The organism is Streptomyces sp. NPDC059092, assembly GCF_042756365.1.
In the GTDB taxonomy this organism is placed as follows: domain Bacteria; phylum Actinomycetota; class Actinomycetes; order Streptomycetales; family Streptomycetaceae; genus Streptomyces.
The window spans coordinates 36,397-52,180 of the sequence record NZ_JBHZEJ010000014.1 but is presented as its reverse complement, the minus strand read 5'-3'; the positions used below and the strand labels follow the sequence as shown (position 1 = coordinate 52,180).

10 protein-coding genes and 5 pseudogenes are annotated in these 15,784 nt (G+C 68.8%); 7 read left to right on the top strand and 8 right to left on the bottom strand.

Annotated elements, in window-relative coordinates; genetic code table 11:
• Nucleotides 1-142: 142 nt before the first annotated feature.
• Complete coding sequence (locus ACFXPL_RS11440; RefSeq protein WP_384916197.1) at nucleotides 143-4,036, bottom strand: glycoside hydrolase family 2 TIM barrel-domain containing protein; 3,894 nt, start codon at nucleotides 4,034-4,036, stop codon at nucleotides 143-145.
• A gap of 774 nt (nucleotides 4,037-4,810) precedes the next feature.
• On the opposite strand from ACFXPL_RS11440, the gene ACFXPL_RS11435 reads away from it, so the two are divergent.
• Nucleotides 4,811-6,109, top strand: a complete 1,299-nt coding sequence (locus tag ACFXPL_RS11435) for an alginate lyase family protein (RefSeq protein ID WP_384916194.1) — start codon at nucleotides 4,811-4,813, stop codon at nucleotides 6,107-6,109.
• Between the two features lie 70 nt (nucleotides 6,110-6,179).
• On the opposite strand, the pseudogene ACFXPL_RS11430 reads toward ACFXPL_RS11435, so the two are convergent.
• The 6 genes and pseudogenes from ACFXPL_RS11430 to ACFXPL_RS11405 all read right to left on the bottom strand — a co-directional run.
• Nucleotides 6,180-7,258, bottom strand: a pseudogene (locus ACFXPL_RS11430) (IS630 family transposase); the annotation flags it as partial.
• Nucleotides 7,259-7,335: 77 nt separating this feature from the next.
• A complete protein-coding gene (locus ACFXPL_RS11425; protein ID WP_384916191.1) occupies nucleotides 7,336-8,136 on the bottom strand; it encodes an SAM-dependent methyltransferase in 801 nt (266 codons plus the stop codon).
• A 50-nt stretch (nucleotides 8,137-8,186) separates the two neighbouring features.
• Nucleotides 8,187-8,324 (bottom strand): annotated as a pseudogene (locus ACFXPL_RS11420) (DUF397 domain-containing protein); the annotation flags it as partial.
• A complete protein-coding gene (locus ACFXPL_RS11415; RefSeq protein ID WP_384916393.1) occupies nucleotides 8,281-8,661 on the bottom strand; it encodes a hypothetical protein in 381 nt (126 codons plus the stop codon). The gene ACFXPL_RS11415 and the pseudogene ACFXPL_RS11420, both read right to left, overlap by 44 nt.
• A 158-nt stretch (nucleotides 8,662-8,819) precedes the next feature.
• Nucleotides 8,820-9,161, bottom strand: a pseudogene (locus tag ACFXPL_RS11410) (LysR substrate-binding domain-containing protein); the annotation flags it as partial.
• A 114-nt stretch (nucleotides 9,162-9,275) separates the two neighbouring features.
• Nucleotides 9,276-9,764, bottom strand: coding sequence for a VOC family protein (locus ACFXPL_RS11405; protein ID WP_384916381.1), 489 nt, complete (start codon nucleotides 9,762-9,764; stop codon nucleotides 9,276-9,278).
• A 472-nt stretch (nucleotides 9,765-10,236) separates the two neighbouring features.
• On the opposite strand from ACFXPL_RS11405, the gene ACFXPL_RS11400 reads away from it, so the two are divergent.
• From ACFXPL_RS11400 to ACFXPL_RS11380, 5 genes and pseudogenes are all read left to right on the top strand, one after another.
• Entirely contained in the window at nucleotides 10,237-11,040 is an 804-nt protein-coding gene (locus tag ACFXPL_RS11400; protein ID WP_384916378.1) for a serine/threonine protein kinase, read from the top strand.
• A gap of 102 nt (nucleotides 11,041-11,142) precedes the next feature.
• Entirely contained in the window at nucleotides 11,143-12,543 is a 1,401-nt protein-coding gene (locus tag ACFXPL_RS11395) for a serine/threonine-protein kinase (RefSeq protein ID WP_384916188.1), read from the top strand.
• A 115-nt stretch (nucleotides 12,544-12,658) separates the two neighbouring features.
• Nucleotides 12,659-13,144 (top strand): RICIN domain-containing protein, encoded by a 486-nt coding sequence (locus ACFXPL_RS11390; protein WP_384916185.1) that lies wholly within the window; start codon nucleotides 12,659-12,661, stop codon nucleotides 13,142-13,144.
• A gap of 35 nt (nucleotides 13,145-13,179) precedes the next feature.
• Nucleotides 13,180-13,593: pseudogene (locus ACFXPL_RS11385) on the top strand (alpha/beta hydrolase-fold protein); the annotation flags it as partial.
• A gap of 294 nt (nucleotides 13,594-13,887) precedes the next feature.
• Complete coding sequence (locus tag ACFXPL_RS11380; protein WP_384916182.1) at nucleotides 13,888-14,445, top strand: hypothetical protein; 558 nt, start codon at nucleotides 13,888-13,890, stop codon at nucleotides 14,443-14,445.
• 217 nt (nucleotides 14,446-14,662) lie between these two features.
• Here ACFXPL_RS11380 and ACFXPL_RS11375 read toward each other — a convergent pair whose 3' ends face one another.
• A complete protein-coding gene (locus ACFXPL_RS11375; RefSeq protein WP_384916179.1) occupies nucleotides 14,663-15,241 on the bottom strand; it encodes a dihydrofolate reductase family protein in 579 nt (192 codons plus the stop codon).
• A gap of 158 nt (nucleotides 15,242-15,399) precedes the next feature.
• Here ACFXPL_RS11375 and ACFXPL_RS11370 point away from each other — a divergent pair.
• A pseudogene (locus ACFXPL_RS11370) lies at nucleotides 15,400-15,762 on the top strand (transposase); the annotation flags it as partial.
• Nucleotides 15,763-15,784 lie beyond the last annotated feature (22 nt).

Genomic DNA, 15,784 nt, shown 5'->3' with positions numbered 1-15,784 from the left:
CACCGCTGGAGCCCGGCACACCGGCCCTCCGCCAACTTGACGTCGCGGGTCAAAGGGCTGGTGTGACCGGTTCCCGGGGTGCTCACGCTGGTCGACGGCGGCTGTCTGCGGAGTAGATCGCCTGGCGGAGTTGTCTCGGCTCCTACGAGAACTCCCCCGCCGTCGGGCGCCGCGTCGCCGCCGTCGCCTCGCTGACGTCGGTGAGGGGACGCAACCGGTAGGTGTAGGAGTAGTCGCGGTCGGCGAAGAGCTTGTACTCGTTGTGAGTATGGGCGCCCCAGCTGTTGTCGCCTCCCACGCCCATCTGACGGTGGTTCAGGCGCAGGACGACCTTGTCGCGCGGGGTGAGCTGGTAGTCGTGGCGCACTCCGCCCGACAGGTCCTCCGGGGTGAAGTGCGAGGCGTTGACCTCCAGGAGCGGTTCGCCGGAGACGAGCAGGCCGGCACCGTCACGGCCGGTGAGCGCGGCCCAGCGGATGTCGGTCTTGTTGCCGTTCTCCTGCGGGCGCAGGTAGGAGGTCCACTGCCCGGCCACGGTGCCGGAGTACAGGCCCACATCGGTGCCGTTGTTGCGATCCCACATGTTCTCCTCGGGACCGCGGCCGTAGTAGTGCAGGCGGTCCAGGCCCCTCGGCAGGAACAGCAGGGTGCCGACCTCGGGGATGTAGGGCAGGCTCGACGCACCTGGATGCAGTGTGTTGTCGACCTTGATCTCGCCGTTGCCGAAGACCGTGTACGTGGTGGTGTACGTCGACTCCACGGTCGTCGGCAGCGTGCCGCTGACCTTGATCTCGACGGCCTTGTCACGCAGCGCGCGGACGCCGACCTCCGTGACCTCGCGCAGGGAGCCGGCGTCACGCCAGGTCTGGTTGCGGGTGTGCTGGCCGTTGCCGAGGTCGTTGTCGGTCGGTGCCCGCCAGAAGTTCGGCACGGGTCCCGAGGTGACCAGCCGGACGCCTCGGGCCTCGTACGAGGTGATGGTGCCGCTGCTCTTGTCGACGGTGACGGAGAAGTCTCTTCCCTTGACGGTGACGGTCTTCTCACCGTCGTCGTGCCGCAGAGCCGGCACGGTCTCCAGCGCTGCGGGCGTCACGGCCGGGCTGCTCGCGGCGACGGGCAGTTGCTGCTTGGCCGTCTCGAAACCGGCCCCGGCCCACTTGGTCGGCTCCTTGGTGGTGAAGGAGAGGCTCAGGAAGTACTCGGTGCCGGGTGCCGGCTTCTCCGGGACCTTGACGGGGACCGTGATGTCCTTGCCGGTGAGCGGAGCGATGTCCAGCTGGTCGCGGCTCAGCCTGCCGCGTTGGACGATCTCGCCGTCGGCGACCAGGGACCAACGGCCGTCGAACTCACGGAGGTTGGTGAAGAGGTACTCGTTGACGAGGGTGATCCTGCCCGAGGTGACGGTGTCGCCGACGGCGGGCGCGGCGTTGATCGCCTGGTAGATCTGCTTGACCTCGACAGCCTTGCCGGTGCTGCCGCGGTCGGCGGTGACGATGCCGTCCCCGGAGAAGGCCCCGTCGTTGGGGTTGTCGCCCCAGTCGCCGCCGTAGGCGAGGAACGTCTTGTCGCGGGGCCGCTTCTCGGTGAGGCCGACGGTGGCGGCGTCGAACCAGAACCGTACGCCCTCGTCGCGGGGACCGCGGCTGTCCGAAGCCAGTTCGGCGGCGCTCAGCGCCCGGGCGTACACGCGGGCCCGGCGGATGGTTCCGCTGAACTCGCGGGTCGGGTTGTCGACGTCGGTGGCCAGGGCCAGCGGCGCGGTGTTGACGGCGGGGCGCCGGGGAGTGGTGCGGGTGGCCCGGACCGAGCCGTCGACGTGGAGGGTCAGCGTGCCGGCCTCGGCGTCGAAGACGCCCGCTACGTGGTGCTCACGGCCGGTCCAGCCGTCCGGCAGTGCCCAGCTCGCGGTGACCCACTGGCCGCCGTCGTAGATGAAGAACTCCAGGGTCCTGTCGGATTGCTTCAGGGCGTAGTGGGTGTCGCCCTTGGCGAGGATCGGCTGGTGATAGCCGGTGACGTTCGGGGTGACCCAGGCCTCCAGCGTGAGTGAGCCGGTGAGGTCGAGGCTCGCGTCGCGGGCGAAGACGGTGCCGCCCGAGACTCCCCTGTCGCGGGCGAAGGTGCCGCTGGGAGCGATGACCTCGCCGCTCAGGGCGGCGGGCCCGGACTCGGTGAGCAGCTTGCGCGTCGGGGTGGGCCAGCTCAGGGCCTGGTCGACGAAGTCCCAGATCCAGCCGCCCTGGAGCACGTCGTAGCGGCGGACGAGATCCCAGTACTTCTTGAAGTTGCCGCTGGAGTTCCCCATCGCGTGGGAGTACTCGATCATCACGTACGGCCGGGGGTCGCCCGTGTCTTTCGCCCGCGCCTCGACACGGGAGGGGCTGTCGTACATCTCGGAGCGTATGTCGCTGATGCCCGGGCGGTCGTCGCCCTCGTACTGGATGACGCGGGTGGTGTCGTAGGAACGGATCCAGTCGTACATGGCGTTGAAAGTGCTGCCGCCGCCCGCCTCGTTACCGAGGGACCAGATGACCACCGACGCGTGGTTCTTGTCGCGGTGGACCATGTTCTGGGCGCGGGCCACGCACGCCTCGGTCCACTCGGCGTGGTTGCCGGGGTACTCGCCGCGGATGCCGTGGGTCTCCAGATTGGTCTCGTCGACGAGGTACATACCGTACTCGTCGGCGAGTTCCAGCCACATCGGGTTGTTGGGGTAGTGCGAGGTACGGACGGTGTTGATGTTCAGCCGCTTGATGACGCCGATGTCCTCGACCATGTCGGCGCGGGTGAGCGCCGAGCCGTGGGTCGGGTGCATCTCGTGCCGGTTGGTGCCCCGGAAGGAGACCGGCTTGCCGTTGATGCGCATCAGCCCGTCCTTGAGCGCGAACTCGCGCAGGCCGACCCGGTGGGAGAGGGTCTCGACCACCTTGCCCGCCGGGTCGCGCAGACGCAGCACGGCGGTGTAGAGGTTCGGATGCTCGGCCGACCAGAGGCGCGGCGCGGGCACCGCCTTCGTCGCCTGTACGGTCGTCTCGTCGCCCGCGTCGAGCGCGACGGTCTGCTGGAGCGGCCGGCCCCACACCGGATGCCCGCCGGCGTCGTACAGCTGGGTCTCGACAGAGTACCGGCCTGCGCCCTTGCCGCCGTAGTCACGCACACTGGCGGTGACCGACAGTTCGGCCGCCTTGTAGTCGTCGCTCAGTGGAGTGTCCAGCTTGAAGTCGCGCAGGTGCACGGCCGGCGTGGAGTAGAGGTAGACCGAGCGGAAGATGCCGCTCAGCCGGATCATGTCCTGATCTTCCAGCCAGTCGCCGTCGGAGTAGCGGTAGACCTCGACCGCTATCTGGTTGGTACCCGGCTTGAGGTGCTTGGTGATGTCGTATTCGGCGGGATCGTAGGAGTCCTCGTGGTATCCGACCAACTCGCCGTTGATCCAGACGTAGTGGGCGGACTTGACTCCCTCGAAGTGCAGGAACGTCCGCCGCCCCGCCCAGTCGCGCGGGACCGTGAAGGTGCGACGGTACTGGCCGACGGGGTTGTAGCGGGTGGGTGCGACCGGCGGTCGCGCCTCCTCGCCCTGACCGTTGGGGCCCCACCACGGGTAGGTGATGTTGACGTAGATCGGGAAGTCGTAGCCGTGCAGCTGCCACGCGGAGGGGACCGGGATGCTGTTCCAGGAGGCGTCGTCGAGGTCCGTGCGGTGGAAGTCGACGTCCCGGTCGTCGGGGCGGTCGGCGTAGGCGAACTTCCACGTGCCGTCCAGAGTGAGCCGGTACGGCGAGCGGGTACGGTCGGCGGCCAGCGCTTGGCCGAGGGTCGCGTACGGCATCAGGGTGGTGTGCGCCGGCTCCGCTCCCAGCCGGAAGACGTTGATGCGGCCGTTCCACTCCGGGGTTCCGGCGGCCGCCTCGCGCGGGCCCACCGGGTAGGCCGACGCGGGCGACGCGGACAGGACGAGCGCGCCGAGGACGGCGGCTCCGCCCTCAAGGAGACGACGGCGGCTGACGGCCGTGGGAGACACGTGCGGGTGCGGCATGTCCGTGACCTTCCTCGGAGCGAACTGGAAACGAACGACCCTGATCAAGGCTCAATACGGTTCGTCAGAAAGAGAATTGACGACACGTCGGATAACAGCGGAGCAAGTGACGGCGATGCCACCGAGCCAGCCTCACCCTAGGACTCGATCACAAACGAATCAATGATCCTGTCGGACTTTGTGCGTTCCTGATGGCGGCTCGCGCAGGAAACGACATCACTGACGGAGGCCCGATGATCACTCGGCGATCCTTCGAGGCCGAACGGCACGTAATCCCCGGCGTTCACGCCGCCACGATGTCAACACCAGGCCGGCCCGCCGAAATGCGGTCGATGGTGGCCGTCGTCCTGAAGATGAGACCCGGGTGGAAGCCGTAACCGGACATGGAGGGTGGTGCAGTTGCCTCGCCGGCCGGTGAGCACCACTGAGCCGGTCACGGCCGTCACGAAGTGGCCCCTGCCAGTCCGTCGCGGGTCCTCGCGGACAACCCTGGTGACGACCTGCTGTCCGGGCCGGCCAGGAGAGTGACCGCCAACGAGACGATCCGGTCCGAGGTGGCCCGGACGGGCACTTTGCCGCTGATCGCCGGGTACGAGACCACCGCCAACATGGTCGCTCCGGGCACCCTGCCCCTACAACCGCACTCCGGGCGTTGGCCACCCCGAGCACCGCAACTTCCTTGTCGTGCCCACCTGTTGCCGGGGGCACGCTCCACCTCTACGCTCGCACGAACTCGTTCGTGAATCGTGTTCATATACATGACAGGAGCGTTCGATGAACGGCACTCCTCAGTCGCGTCCGGCAGCCCTGTTCCTCTCCGTGGTCCTCGTCCTCGTCACCCTCTCCACGGCGCTCGCCCCGACCGCCACCGCCACCGCCCCGGGCCACAGCACGCGCGCGGTCCCGGCGACCGTCGTGATCGACGGCAAGCGGATGCGGCAGACCCGTATCGCACTCGACCGGGGCGACCCCGCGCTCCGTAAATCCGTCGCCACCCTCACCGCGCAGGCGGATTCCTGGCTCGGACGGGGCCCGTGGACCGTCACCGACAAGCCGCGCCCCGCCCCCAGTGGCGACCCGCACGACTACCTGAGCCAGGCCCCGTACTGGTGGCCATCGCAGCCGAAGACCACGGACAACCCCTGGGGCTGCCCCTACGTCGAACGCGACGGCGAACGCAACCCGGACCTGGAGACCGGCACCGACCGGCCCGACCTCAGCCGGATGGTCACCTCCGCCACCACGCTCAGCCTCGCCTGGTACTACACCGGCCGCCGGCGGTACGCGGAACACGCCGCCGAAATCCTGCGCACCTGGTTCGTGGACCCGGCCACCCGGATGAACCCGAACCTGAACCACGGGCAGTTCATCCCGTGCAAGTACGACGGCCGCTCCATCGGCATCATCGACTTCTCCCAGCAGTACACCAGCGTGCTGGACGCGCTCGCCCTCCTCGACACCGGAGCCCCGGGGTGGACCAGGAGCGACCGGGCCGGGATGCGCGCCTGGAACCAGGACTTCCTGGACTGGCTGGTCAACTCCCCCTTCGGCAAGGAAGAGTCCGCGGCCAAGAACAACCATGGCACCTTCATGGACATGCAGATCGCCGCCCTGGCCCTGGCGACCGGCGACCGGGCCCTCGCGCGCCAGACCGTCCTCGACGCCGGCACGAAGCGGATCGACGTACAGATCGCCGCGGACGGCAGCCAGCCCCAGGAACTCGCCCGCACCCGCAGCTGGCACTATTCGACCTTCAACCTGGTCGCATACGCGCGCCTGGCCGCCACCGGCCGACAGCTCGGCGTGAACCTCTGGGCGTACGAGGGGCCACAGGGCCAGAACCTGCGCAAGGCCGTCCGCACGCTGCTGCCGACAGCCACCGGCGCGACCAACTGGCCCTATCCAGAGCAGGAATTCCACCGTTACGCGGCGACGGACATCGTCCACGCGGCGGCGGACGCGGGCGACCGCGCCGCCCGCGCGGCGATCCCGCGCCTGCAACCGCCACCGGGCGGCGACCTGTGGGCGCTGCGCCCGGCGACCGAACAGCTCGACGGGCCTCTCTTCCCCTAGTGTGATGCGCCAGAAATCCTGAGGGTCGGTTCTGCTCTGTTTGCTGGCCGGTGGTTCCGATTTCGGTGAGGTAGTCGGCGAGGGAGTTGAGGATCTCGTCCGCTGTTCTGGTCCAGGTGAAGGGCCGCGGGTTCTCGTTCCAGATGTCGATCCACCCAGTGATGTCGTCCTCCAGGGCCTTCACGGAGGTGTGGACGCCGCGGCGGATGAGCTTGTCGGTCAGCAGGCCGAACCACCGCTCGACCTGGTTCATCCAGGAGGAGCCGGTGGGGGTGAAGTGGACGTGGAGGCGAGGGTGTTTGCCGAGCCACGTCCTGATCTCGGCGGTGTTGTGGGTGGCGTAGTTGTCACAGACGAGGTGCACGTCGAGCCCGGCAGGCACCGCCTTGTCGATCCGGATCAGGAACTTCTTGAACCCGATCGCCCGGTGGCGGCGGTGCAGTGCCGATATGACGGTGCCGTCGGCGATGTTGAAGGCGGCGAACAGGCTGGTGATGCCGTGCTCAGACAGTCGTGGGTGCGGCGTTCGGGCATGCCCGGCATCATCGGCGGCACCGGCTGGGACCGGTCCAGCGCCTGGATCTGGGACTTCTCGTCCACGCAGAGCACGACCGCCTTCTCGGGCGGGTGGTGGTACAGGCCGACAACGTCGACGACCTTGGCGACGAACTGCGGATCGGTGGACAGCTTGAAGGAGTCCTGCAGGTGGGGCTTGAGGTCGAACCGCTCCCAGATCCGCCCGATGGTCGACTTCGACAGGCCGGTGCGCTGGGCCATCGAGGCCCGTGACCAGTGCGTGTCCCGGTCCGGGAGCGACTCCAGGGTGGCCACGACGACCTCCTCGACCTGGTCGAGGAGGATCGAAGACGGCCGGCCCGAGCGCGGCTCGTCCTGCAGACCATCGAGGCGTTTTGCGATGAACCGGGCCCGCCGGCGGTCCACGGTCGACCTGACGGTGCCGAGGTCGGCCGCGGCCTGCTGATTCGTCCCGCCCTCCGCGCAACGCAGCACGATCTTGGCTCGCAACGCGAGGAACTGGGCGGTCCTGGCCTGCCGCGCCCACTGCCGCAGTTGCCTGCGCCCAGCATCGTCGAGGATCAGGTCGGCCTTCGGCCGGCCAATCCAACCGGCATCCTCAAGCCCAGCCATCCGCTCTGCGGCGAAAGCCCGACGCCACTTGCCGACCGTCTTGGCCTGGACACCGACGAGCCGCGCGGGTGAGCCGATCAGGCCTTTCGGCCTACCCCGGCGTAGAGCGGTACGGGGGCCTGGCCGCTCGGAGCCGCTGGCTGGGTGTTGTCCGGGTGCCAGTCGGTCGCCGGGACGATACCGGGGTCGGTGAGGACCAGCCCCTCGAAGAACTGTGCGACTTCGGGGCGTGACCGAACCTGGGCGGGTGTTCCGCCGTTGCGGTAGATGCTGACGATGCTGTCCCAGGTGTCCTGGTCGAAGTCTCCCGTCACGTGGGAGAGGACGAGGAAGCTTCCGGAGGGCAGGTTGCTGACGAGTTTCGTAACGATGCCGGTGGGGTTGTACTCGTCGGAGACGAAGTGCAGGAGCGCGACGAGCGACAGGGCGATGGGCTTGTTGAAGTCCAGTGTGGTCCTGGCTTGTTCGATGATCTTTTCGGGATCCCGGACGTCCGCGAGGATGAAGTCCGTGCTGCCCTGCGGGGTACTGCGGAGAAGGGCTTCGCCGTGGCGTAGCACGATGGGGTCACTGTCGACGTAGACGATGCGGGCTTCGGGGGCTGTTCGCTGGACGATCTGGTGGAGATTGGGTTCGCTGGGGATGCCGGTGCCGATGTCGAGGAACTGGCGGATCCCCTGGTCGGTGAGCCATCGGGCCGCACGGTGCATGAAGGCGCGGTTGGTCCGGGCCCCCTGTTTGATCTCGGGGAACCGCGTTATGACCTGTTCCGCGGCATCGCGGTCGACTTCGTAGTTGTCCTTGCCGCCCAGGTAGTAGTCATACATGCGGGCCGAATGAGGCTTGCTGGTGTCGAGCTTGATGTTGTCCGAGGTCATGGGGGTCTCCGTTGACGGCCGTGGCGGGCTGGGCAGGGGCGGTGGGTGTGTCAGGCGCCGTCCAGGAGGAAGTCGGCCTGGCCCGCCTTCGCTCCCTGGACGAAGGCGCGGATTTCCTGAGGTGTGCAGATGAGGGCCGGCCCGTCAGGGGCGGTGAGCTGGCGCAACGCGACGAGTCCTTCTGGCAGGAATGCGGGCAGCGGATGCATCCAGGCTCACGTAGAGGCCGAATGCCTCGGGCAGGACGTCGCGGTACCTCTGCCACCAGCCGGGAAGGTTGGCCTTCTCGCTCAGGTCGAGGAAGTTCGGCTTCTCGGGCTCCGTGACCTGGTACAGGTCCGGCATCGCTGCGACGGTCCCGTGCTTGAGCGTGACCTCGGCGCGTTCCGTCCGGGGCACCGTGGTGGTTTGCCTGCCGCGGGTGCACCCCGGCCTGCTGCGCCGCCGGACCGGCTTGGACAGGGAGTTTCCGGAGCCGTCCGCCGAGGACCATCCGAAGCGCCGTCGGCGCGGATCGCGGTTCACTCAACTCCGGTTCCTCTCCCGATGACCTGCGTTGGGAGCAGTGTGCCATGGCGCGTTGACGCGTCGCAGAAAGCGCTCTCGGTCTTTGTAGCCTGCATCGTGATTACTACCAAGTGGGCTCGTCTTGTTGATAGTTAGACCGTGACGCGGCTCACACACGCGACGGACGCGCCGCCCACCGCGTCGTCACCCAGCAGGGCGCGCAGCCCGGCGATGACCGCGGGCCCGCCCTGCCCGGCGGCCACGATCAGCGGCTGCCGCCGCAGCTGGTCCACGGTCACCGGCGCCGGACCTGCGTAGGGGGCGTGCTGCTGATGACGGCGATCAGGTGGTCGTGCCCGACCGTGACGGACACCCGGTGCTCGGCCCCGGCGCCCCGTGGCGGTCCGAGGTGACGGCCACATCCAGTTCGCCGGACAGGAGGGCGGCGGCGCGGCTGGACGCCATCCCCGCAACTCCAGCCGCACATCGGGACGTTCGCGGCCGAACCGGCGCAGGACGCTTCCATCGCGACCGGCACACACTCGGCTCATGCCGGGGGACGACCTCCAAGATCACGGCTTGGAGGCCGTCCGCCGGCCGACGTCAAGCAGGTCGATCGCCCGGCCAGGGATCTAACTCGTACCGGCGGGCGGGTCGGCGTAGGCGCCGTGCAGCATGCCGGTGGCCTGCCCGACTTCGATGAGATAGCCGTCCGGGTCGCGCAAGTAGCACCGCACCTCGGCCCTGCGATCGATCGGTGGCGTGAGGAATTCGGCGCCCTTCGCACTCCACTCCCGATGACATGCCTCGATGTCGGCTACGCGGAGGTTCAGAAAGGCGCTGACCGTGCCCGGGTCGGAGGGCGGGCGCAGAGTGACGTCCGGCTTGTCCGGGGTCGGACCGCCGCCCGGGTTCATGATGATCCATCCGTTCGCGAGCTTGATGGTGCAGGGATTCTCCTCAAGCACCACCTCACCGCCGAGAACGTCGGTGTAGAAGGCGCGAGATCGGGACACGTCGGTCACCGTCAGAAAGTGAGTGAGGAGAAGCCCGGATTCCGGGGCAGGAAAACCGTCACGGTGCACGCGAAACCTCCAGGCAAATCGAATGTTTCCTTCCATAATGACATACAGGTGCTTATGGGGACGAATGAACACGACTGGAAGGGAGCGGCAGTTACGCCGGCCGCCGGGCACTCCAGCCGCGGCCGCGGGCCCGCCCCGGCCGACTGGACACGCCCATCGATCCTCATGAACCGGGACCGGCCCTGAGCCGCTTACACCGCGCGCACCGTACGAACACCAAATTGAGCCAGTTCGCCAAAGCGGGAAAGCCGTACTCCGGTCCGAATTCTCCCTGTCGGGCACCGGGCTCCGCGCCTGCGGCGTCCCTCCCTGACCTTCCTCGGCGCACAAGAATCTGAAGCCGGGCGCCTGGTGGGAGCCCTGACGGCCGTTCCCTGAGCGGCTCCGCACCGAGTCGGAACACCTGAAGACGGCCCGAAAATGACCCAAATGCAAGCGGGGGCCTCTATACGGGATGGGTAATATTCGCCGGATTTGAGAGTCACAGGCACTGAGCGGGGTGGGGGCACTGAGCGGGATCGTGGTCTATCTGCCGAGGAGCGGCGGTGACGTCGGAGGGATGCCGTGCGGTGACCCGGTGACGTTGCGGCTCGGTCCGGGGGAAGTGGCCCGCTTCGGGCGGGGCTCGGCGACGACCCCGGTCGAACTGCGCCTCGACGACGAGGCCATCTCCCGACTGGCCGGTGAGATCCGGGTGACCGACGACCACTGGCAGCTCAGCAACCACAGCGCGACTCAGAGCTACCTGGTGGAGAACCCGGAGGGAGCGGGAGAGTATCTACGGGTCCCGCCCCGGCGGGCCGGCGCACCCATCCCCTTCGAGTTCTCCCGGGTCGTGCTGCCCACCCGCCGCGACACCACCGTCGCCTTCCAGGTGTTCGCCCCCGACCACGTCTACCTGGACCCCGACGACATGGCGGGCCCGTGGGGCAACCGCACCATCGGGGCGTACTCGCTGGACGAGACGGCCCTCTACTTCCTGGTCCTGATCGCGCTCTGCGAGCCGCGGCTGCGCGACCAGTCGCCGGTCGCCGTGCCGACCACCCCGCAGATCGTCGAGCGGCTCAGGGGGCACGCCGCGTGCGGCGGCCGGTTGACGGCCCGTGCGGTCAGCTCGCACATCGACTACCTCGCCGAGGAGAAGATGCGGATCAGCGCTCCGGCCGAGCACGGATCCGCAGGAGCGCGCCGCAACGGTAAGCGGGAGTCCCTCGTCGCGATCGCGCTGCGCTTCGGCCTCGTACGGGAGGAGCATCTGGCGCTGCTGCCCCGGAATGCGACACGCGTCCGGAACCGGGAGACGGCCCGTTGACGAGACGCGGGCTCACGGGGTGCGCGAGACGCACGCAATGCGCCGGGCCCATGGAGCGCGGCGGTCCGCACCGGTGCGGAAGGGGCACTGGAGGGGGATACGGTGCGTGGCAGGGGCGATACATCGGGAAGTGACTGTACGGAGCTGCTCCCGCGCGGCTACCGGGTCGGCGACTGGGAGGTCACCGAGCCGATCGCGTCCGGCGGCTGGGCGACGGTGTACGCGGGGCGCCCGGCCGACCGCTCGGGCGACGGCTCGGCCGTGGAACCGGCGGAGGTCGCGCTCAAGTTCCTGCCGACCTCGGGGCTCGCACCGCGCCAGGCACGCAAGGTCGCCGAGACCGCCCGGCGAGAGGTCGAACTGGACCGCCGGGCCGGCCACCCGCGGCTGATCCGTCTGCTGGACTCCTTCGTGGTCAGCGATCCGGACCGGGACTTCATGGACGGCGCGATCGTGCTGGTGATGGAGCGGGCCGCGCGCAGTCTGCGGGATCTGTTCGACGCCGGAGTCGCGGAGGCGGACGTCCCCCGGCTGTTCGCCGAGATCTGTGAGGGCCTGGCCCATCTGCACGGCAGCGGCTGGGTGCACGGCGACCTCAAGCCGGAGAACATCCTGCTGATGGCCGACGGTGCGCTGAAGCTCTCGGACTTCGGGCTCGCCACCGAACTGACCGGCACCGAAGGAACCCACGGGTACGCGCCGCCGATGGGCACCCTGGACTACCTCCCGCCCGAGCGCTGGCAGGCCCCGCTCGGCGAGCACGGAGTGGAGGTCCGGCCCAGTGCCGACATCTGGGCCCTGGGCATCATGGTCCACGAGGTGTTCGCGTCCGCCGCCTCGCCGTTCCCCGGCGCGACCCCGGTGGCGCGCGGCGCGGCGGTACAGGAGTACGCGGACGGGCGCGCACGGCTGCGGATCGACGGTGTGGTGCCGCCGTTCTGGCGTGCCCTGGCCATCGACTGCCTGGCCCCGACCCACGCCGACCGCGCCGCACACAGCGCCGAGAGCCTTCTGGCCCGCATCACCGCACGGCCGCCGCAGCCCCGCCCGGTACGCCGCCCTCGGGGAACCCACGCCCTCCAGGTGACCGCCGCGGTGTGCGCGGTGGCCGCGACGGTCTGGTCGCACGCCGCAGGCGAGGCCACATCCGGTGCCGGCGACGAACCGCTGGGCCGGCTCAAGGTGTTCAACGCCGAGGATTACTGCCAGGACCGCACGGACCGGCATCCGCAGTGCAGTCTCGGCCTGGCGATCGACCCCCTTCAGCCGTACACCATCGACAACGTCGTACCGACCCGGGTGTGGCACGGCGACGTCCTCGCCGTCGACTGCCGCCTCCCCCAGGGGGTGCCCATCATCGACGAGTCGGCCGCCAGCTCCACCCAGTGGTACCGGGTCCGTCTGCCGGCCGGCTCCTCCGGCTCCTCGGCCTGGCTGCCCGCCGTGCGTACGACGGACCACCCCCGCGTTCCGGACTGCCCGCGGACCGATCCCGTCCCATGAGGGTCGGCGTTCGCGCCCCGAGGTGTCACTCCGGATCGTTCCGGATGTCCGGCCGGCCGGCCCGACCGCTAGCTTGCGGACCGACAGCCCACCCGGAAGAAAGAGGAAACAGCTCATGCGCGGCACGCGTTCACTTCTGATCGGCGGGGTCCTGGCCCTCACCTCCCTCGCCTCCCTTGCCGTGCCGACCGGCACGGCCCTGGCTACCGGGAAGGGCTCCGCGTCTCCCGCGGGGGCCGCCGACGCCACCCAGAGTTTCCGCAATCAGGCCACAGGCCGCTGCATGGACGACAGCGACGGCGGGTTCCGCACGTGGAGCTGCAACGGAAGCACCCCGCAACTGTGGGACGTGAAGGTCTGGGGCGACGGAACACGTCAGCTGCGCAACGTCAACACGGGCCGCTGCGTCGAGGACACCGACAACGGCTTCCGCACCGTCGGCACGTGCAGCTCCAGCCCGGAACAGAGCTGGTGGATCAAGGTCTGGGGCGACGGCACCGTCCGCTTCCAGAACCAGGCGACCCTGCGGTGCATCGACGACAGCTCCCTGGGCTTCCGCACATGGCCGTGCAACGACGCCCCCTACCAGAGCTGGATCTGACCCCGGTCACCCCACAACGCCCTTATCCCGCAAGGCTGTTCCGACACGGGGGAGCAGCCAGGCGCACGGCTCGATCCGACGGCGCGCGTGGCGCCGTAGGCGACGGCTTCGGGCTGCACACCGTGGAGCACAACGAGAACGATCCCCCGCATGAAGTACTACCGGTTCCAGACCGGCGCGATCGGCTGGCGCCCCGCCGCCGAGGTCCAGCTTCCCGACGGCCACGCCACCAGCGGCCGCGCCTACCCGGTCCTCTACGTGCTCCACGGCGGCGGCACGGCCCCGGACTTCGTCACCTCGACCGCCTGGGTATCCGTGACTGGACCACGGGCAAGCCGGTCATCGTCGTGATGCCCGACGGCGGTCACACGGGCTGGTACTCCAACCCGGTCGGCTCCAACACCGGCCCCCGGAACTGGGAGACCTCCCACATCACCCAACTGGTCCCGTGAATCCACCTGTTCTGCGCGCCGCAAAGACCGGTCGGCCGCTGACTGCACCTGTGCGGCACGGTGACACCTGGCCGCTGAGCCGGCTCGTCGAGGGCCCAAGGCGTTGGTCGGGCGTGTGTTTCGGGCGGGCGAGGCGTGTGTTCTGGGCGGGCGAGGAGGGCATCCGGCATCTGGTGAAGCCGTACCTTGCCGGAAACCTGCATGTCGAAGGCGTGTGTTGCCCGTATACCGTGCGTCGCATATCCAGTGTTGGCACCCGCGGGAGCGGATGCCCGGTGAAAGGGGTGGCGCGTGTTCTCGGTGGCCTGGGGGGTGTTCGCAACAGCCGTTGGCTGGACTGTCGCAACGGATTTCAGGGGAGCGGCCTATCGTTTGCACGCGCTGTCCCACGCGGCTACGCCGTTCGGCGGTGGCGGCGCGTCAGTCGTGGGCGTCGGTTTCTCTCGCGTGGTGGCAGGGGTGTTCGCCCTGGTCGGTCCGGTCGTACTGGTCAACGGGCTTCTGGACGTGTGGCGAGGCGAGACGGGGCCGGACAGGCTGCCCTCGGTGCCCGCCTGGTTCGTCGTGGTGGAAGCGATATTCGTCGTTGTCTTCCTGTGGAGGATGTGGCGGCGCTCCGGCGTACTGCGCCGTGAATGGGATACCGGCAGCGGCCTGCGGCGTGCCGGCGTCGCCGGAATCACGGCGTCGGCCGTCGCCGTCGTCGTGACATCGGGTCTCCATTGGGGAACGGGGGCGTTGCTGAGCTGGCTGTTCGGCTGCCTGTGCGGAATCGCCCTGCTGCTGGGCGACCGGGACAATCAGCAGCCGGACACTGAAACGGACTCCGCCGGGTCCTCGAACTCCTGAGCGTTTTCCCCGCCCGCGCGGGGATGACCCCACGGCGGTGTGCCCCGCGAGCACCGGCGCGACGGTCGGCCACTGTTCCACGGAGAGGAGGTTCGGCGGCCGGCAGTTTCAGAGCCTGTTGCTCTATCGATCTCGTTGGGTGGGAGTCGAATACTCGTCCCGGCCTGGTGAGGTACGCGGACGGCTTCAGGCATGCAGGTGAGGTGCGCGGATGACTTCAGCCGTGCAGGGTGGGCCGGTAGACAAGTTCTTGGATGCTGCCGTCGAGTGTCCGGCTGTCGAGCAGTTCGAGGTCGAAGTCGGCCGCACCTCGGAAGATCGGGTGATCACCGGTCTGACCGGTGATCACAGGGAAGAGTGTCACCTGGACGCGGTCGACCAGGCCGGCGGCCATCAGCGCCCGGTTCAGCGACATGCTGCCGTGCGAGCGCAACGGCACCTCGGACTCCTCCTTGAGCCGGGCGACGACGTCGACGGCATCACCGCTCACGACGGTCGTGTCCGGCCGGTCGAGAGGTCCATCCAGGGTGGTCGACACCACCGTCGCAGGCAGGTTCATCATCCGGGTGACCCATGGGTCACGCCCTGACTCTTCGAAGGCCGGGGTCAGTACCTGCGCGAACGTCCGATAGGTGTTTGCCCCGAAGACCATCCGCTGCTCGGCCTCGTACAGGGAGAGGCGGCGGTCGAGCAGTTCGGGGCCTTGCTTGCCCCAGTAGCCGCCCCAGTCGCGACTGCTGGTGCGGCCGTAGCCGTCGAGGGTGGAAAAGACGTCAAAGGTGTAGGTGGCGGTCATGATGCTCTCCTCGGGTGTGGTTGAGCGGTACGTGGAGGTAGACGGGACGTCATGACGAGACTCATCGCTGTTTGACGGCGGACGTGTATGAAGCTGTTGTCCTGAGGCGTGTTCGTCGAACGGGAGTCTCTATCGGGTGATCGCGGCCGGGGCCGGGCATGGAAGCAGGGCCTCCTGGTAGCTCGGTAGGTGCGGATCCATCCGAGTCCTGTGAGGCCCTGTTGCCGCAGCTGTACGCGTCCTCCCGGGCGGAGTTCAACTCAAGCGGCTCGTCGTGCCGATGCCTCGCCCACCAGTACGGCAACGCCGGCGACCACGCGGAGCGTGAGCGGCGGTATCCGTCGGACATGACGGAGGCCGGGTGGGCTCAGGCCCGGCCGCCGCTCCCGGTGCCGGGCCGGCTGCAAGGCCGCGGCGGCCGGCCGGAGGGGTACGGTCACCGGCAGATGCTGGACGCGATCCGCTACTCGGTGGACAACGGCGTCAAGTGGCGGGCGCTGCCGGCCGGCTTCCCGCCGTGGGACCAGGTCCATGCCTTCTTCC

Coding starts and splice junctions, on each gene's coding strand:
- ACFXPL_RS11435 (WP_384916194.1), top strand. CDS start 4,811: ATGAACGGCACTCCTCAGTCGCGTCCGGCAGCCCTGTTCCTCTCCGTG.
- ACFXPL_RS11375 (WP_384916179.1), bottom strand. CDS start 15,241: ATGACCGCCACCTACACCTTTGACGTCTTTTCCACCCTCGACGGCTAC.
- ACFXPL_RS11390 (WP_384916185.1), top strand. CDS start 12,659: ATGCGCGGCACGCGTTCACTTCTGATCGGCGGGGTCCTGGCCCTCACC.
- ACFXPL_RS11440 (WP_384916197.1), bottom strand. CDS start 4,036: ATGCCGCACCCGCACGTGTCTCCCACGGCCGTCAGCCGCCGTCGTCTC.
- ACFXPL_RS11405 (WP_384916381.1), bottom strand. CDS start 9,764: ATGGAAGGAAACATTCGATTTGCCTGGAGGTTTCGCGTGCACCGTGAC.
- ACFXPL_RS11425 (WP_384916191.1), bottom strand. CDS start 8,136: ATGACCTCGGACAACATCAAGCTCGACACCAGCAAGCCTCATTCGGCC.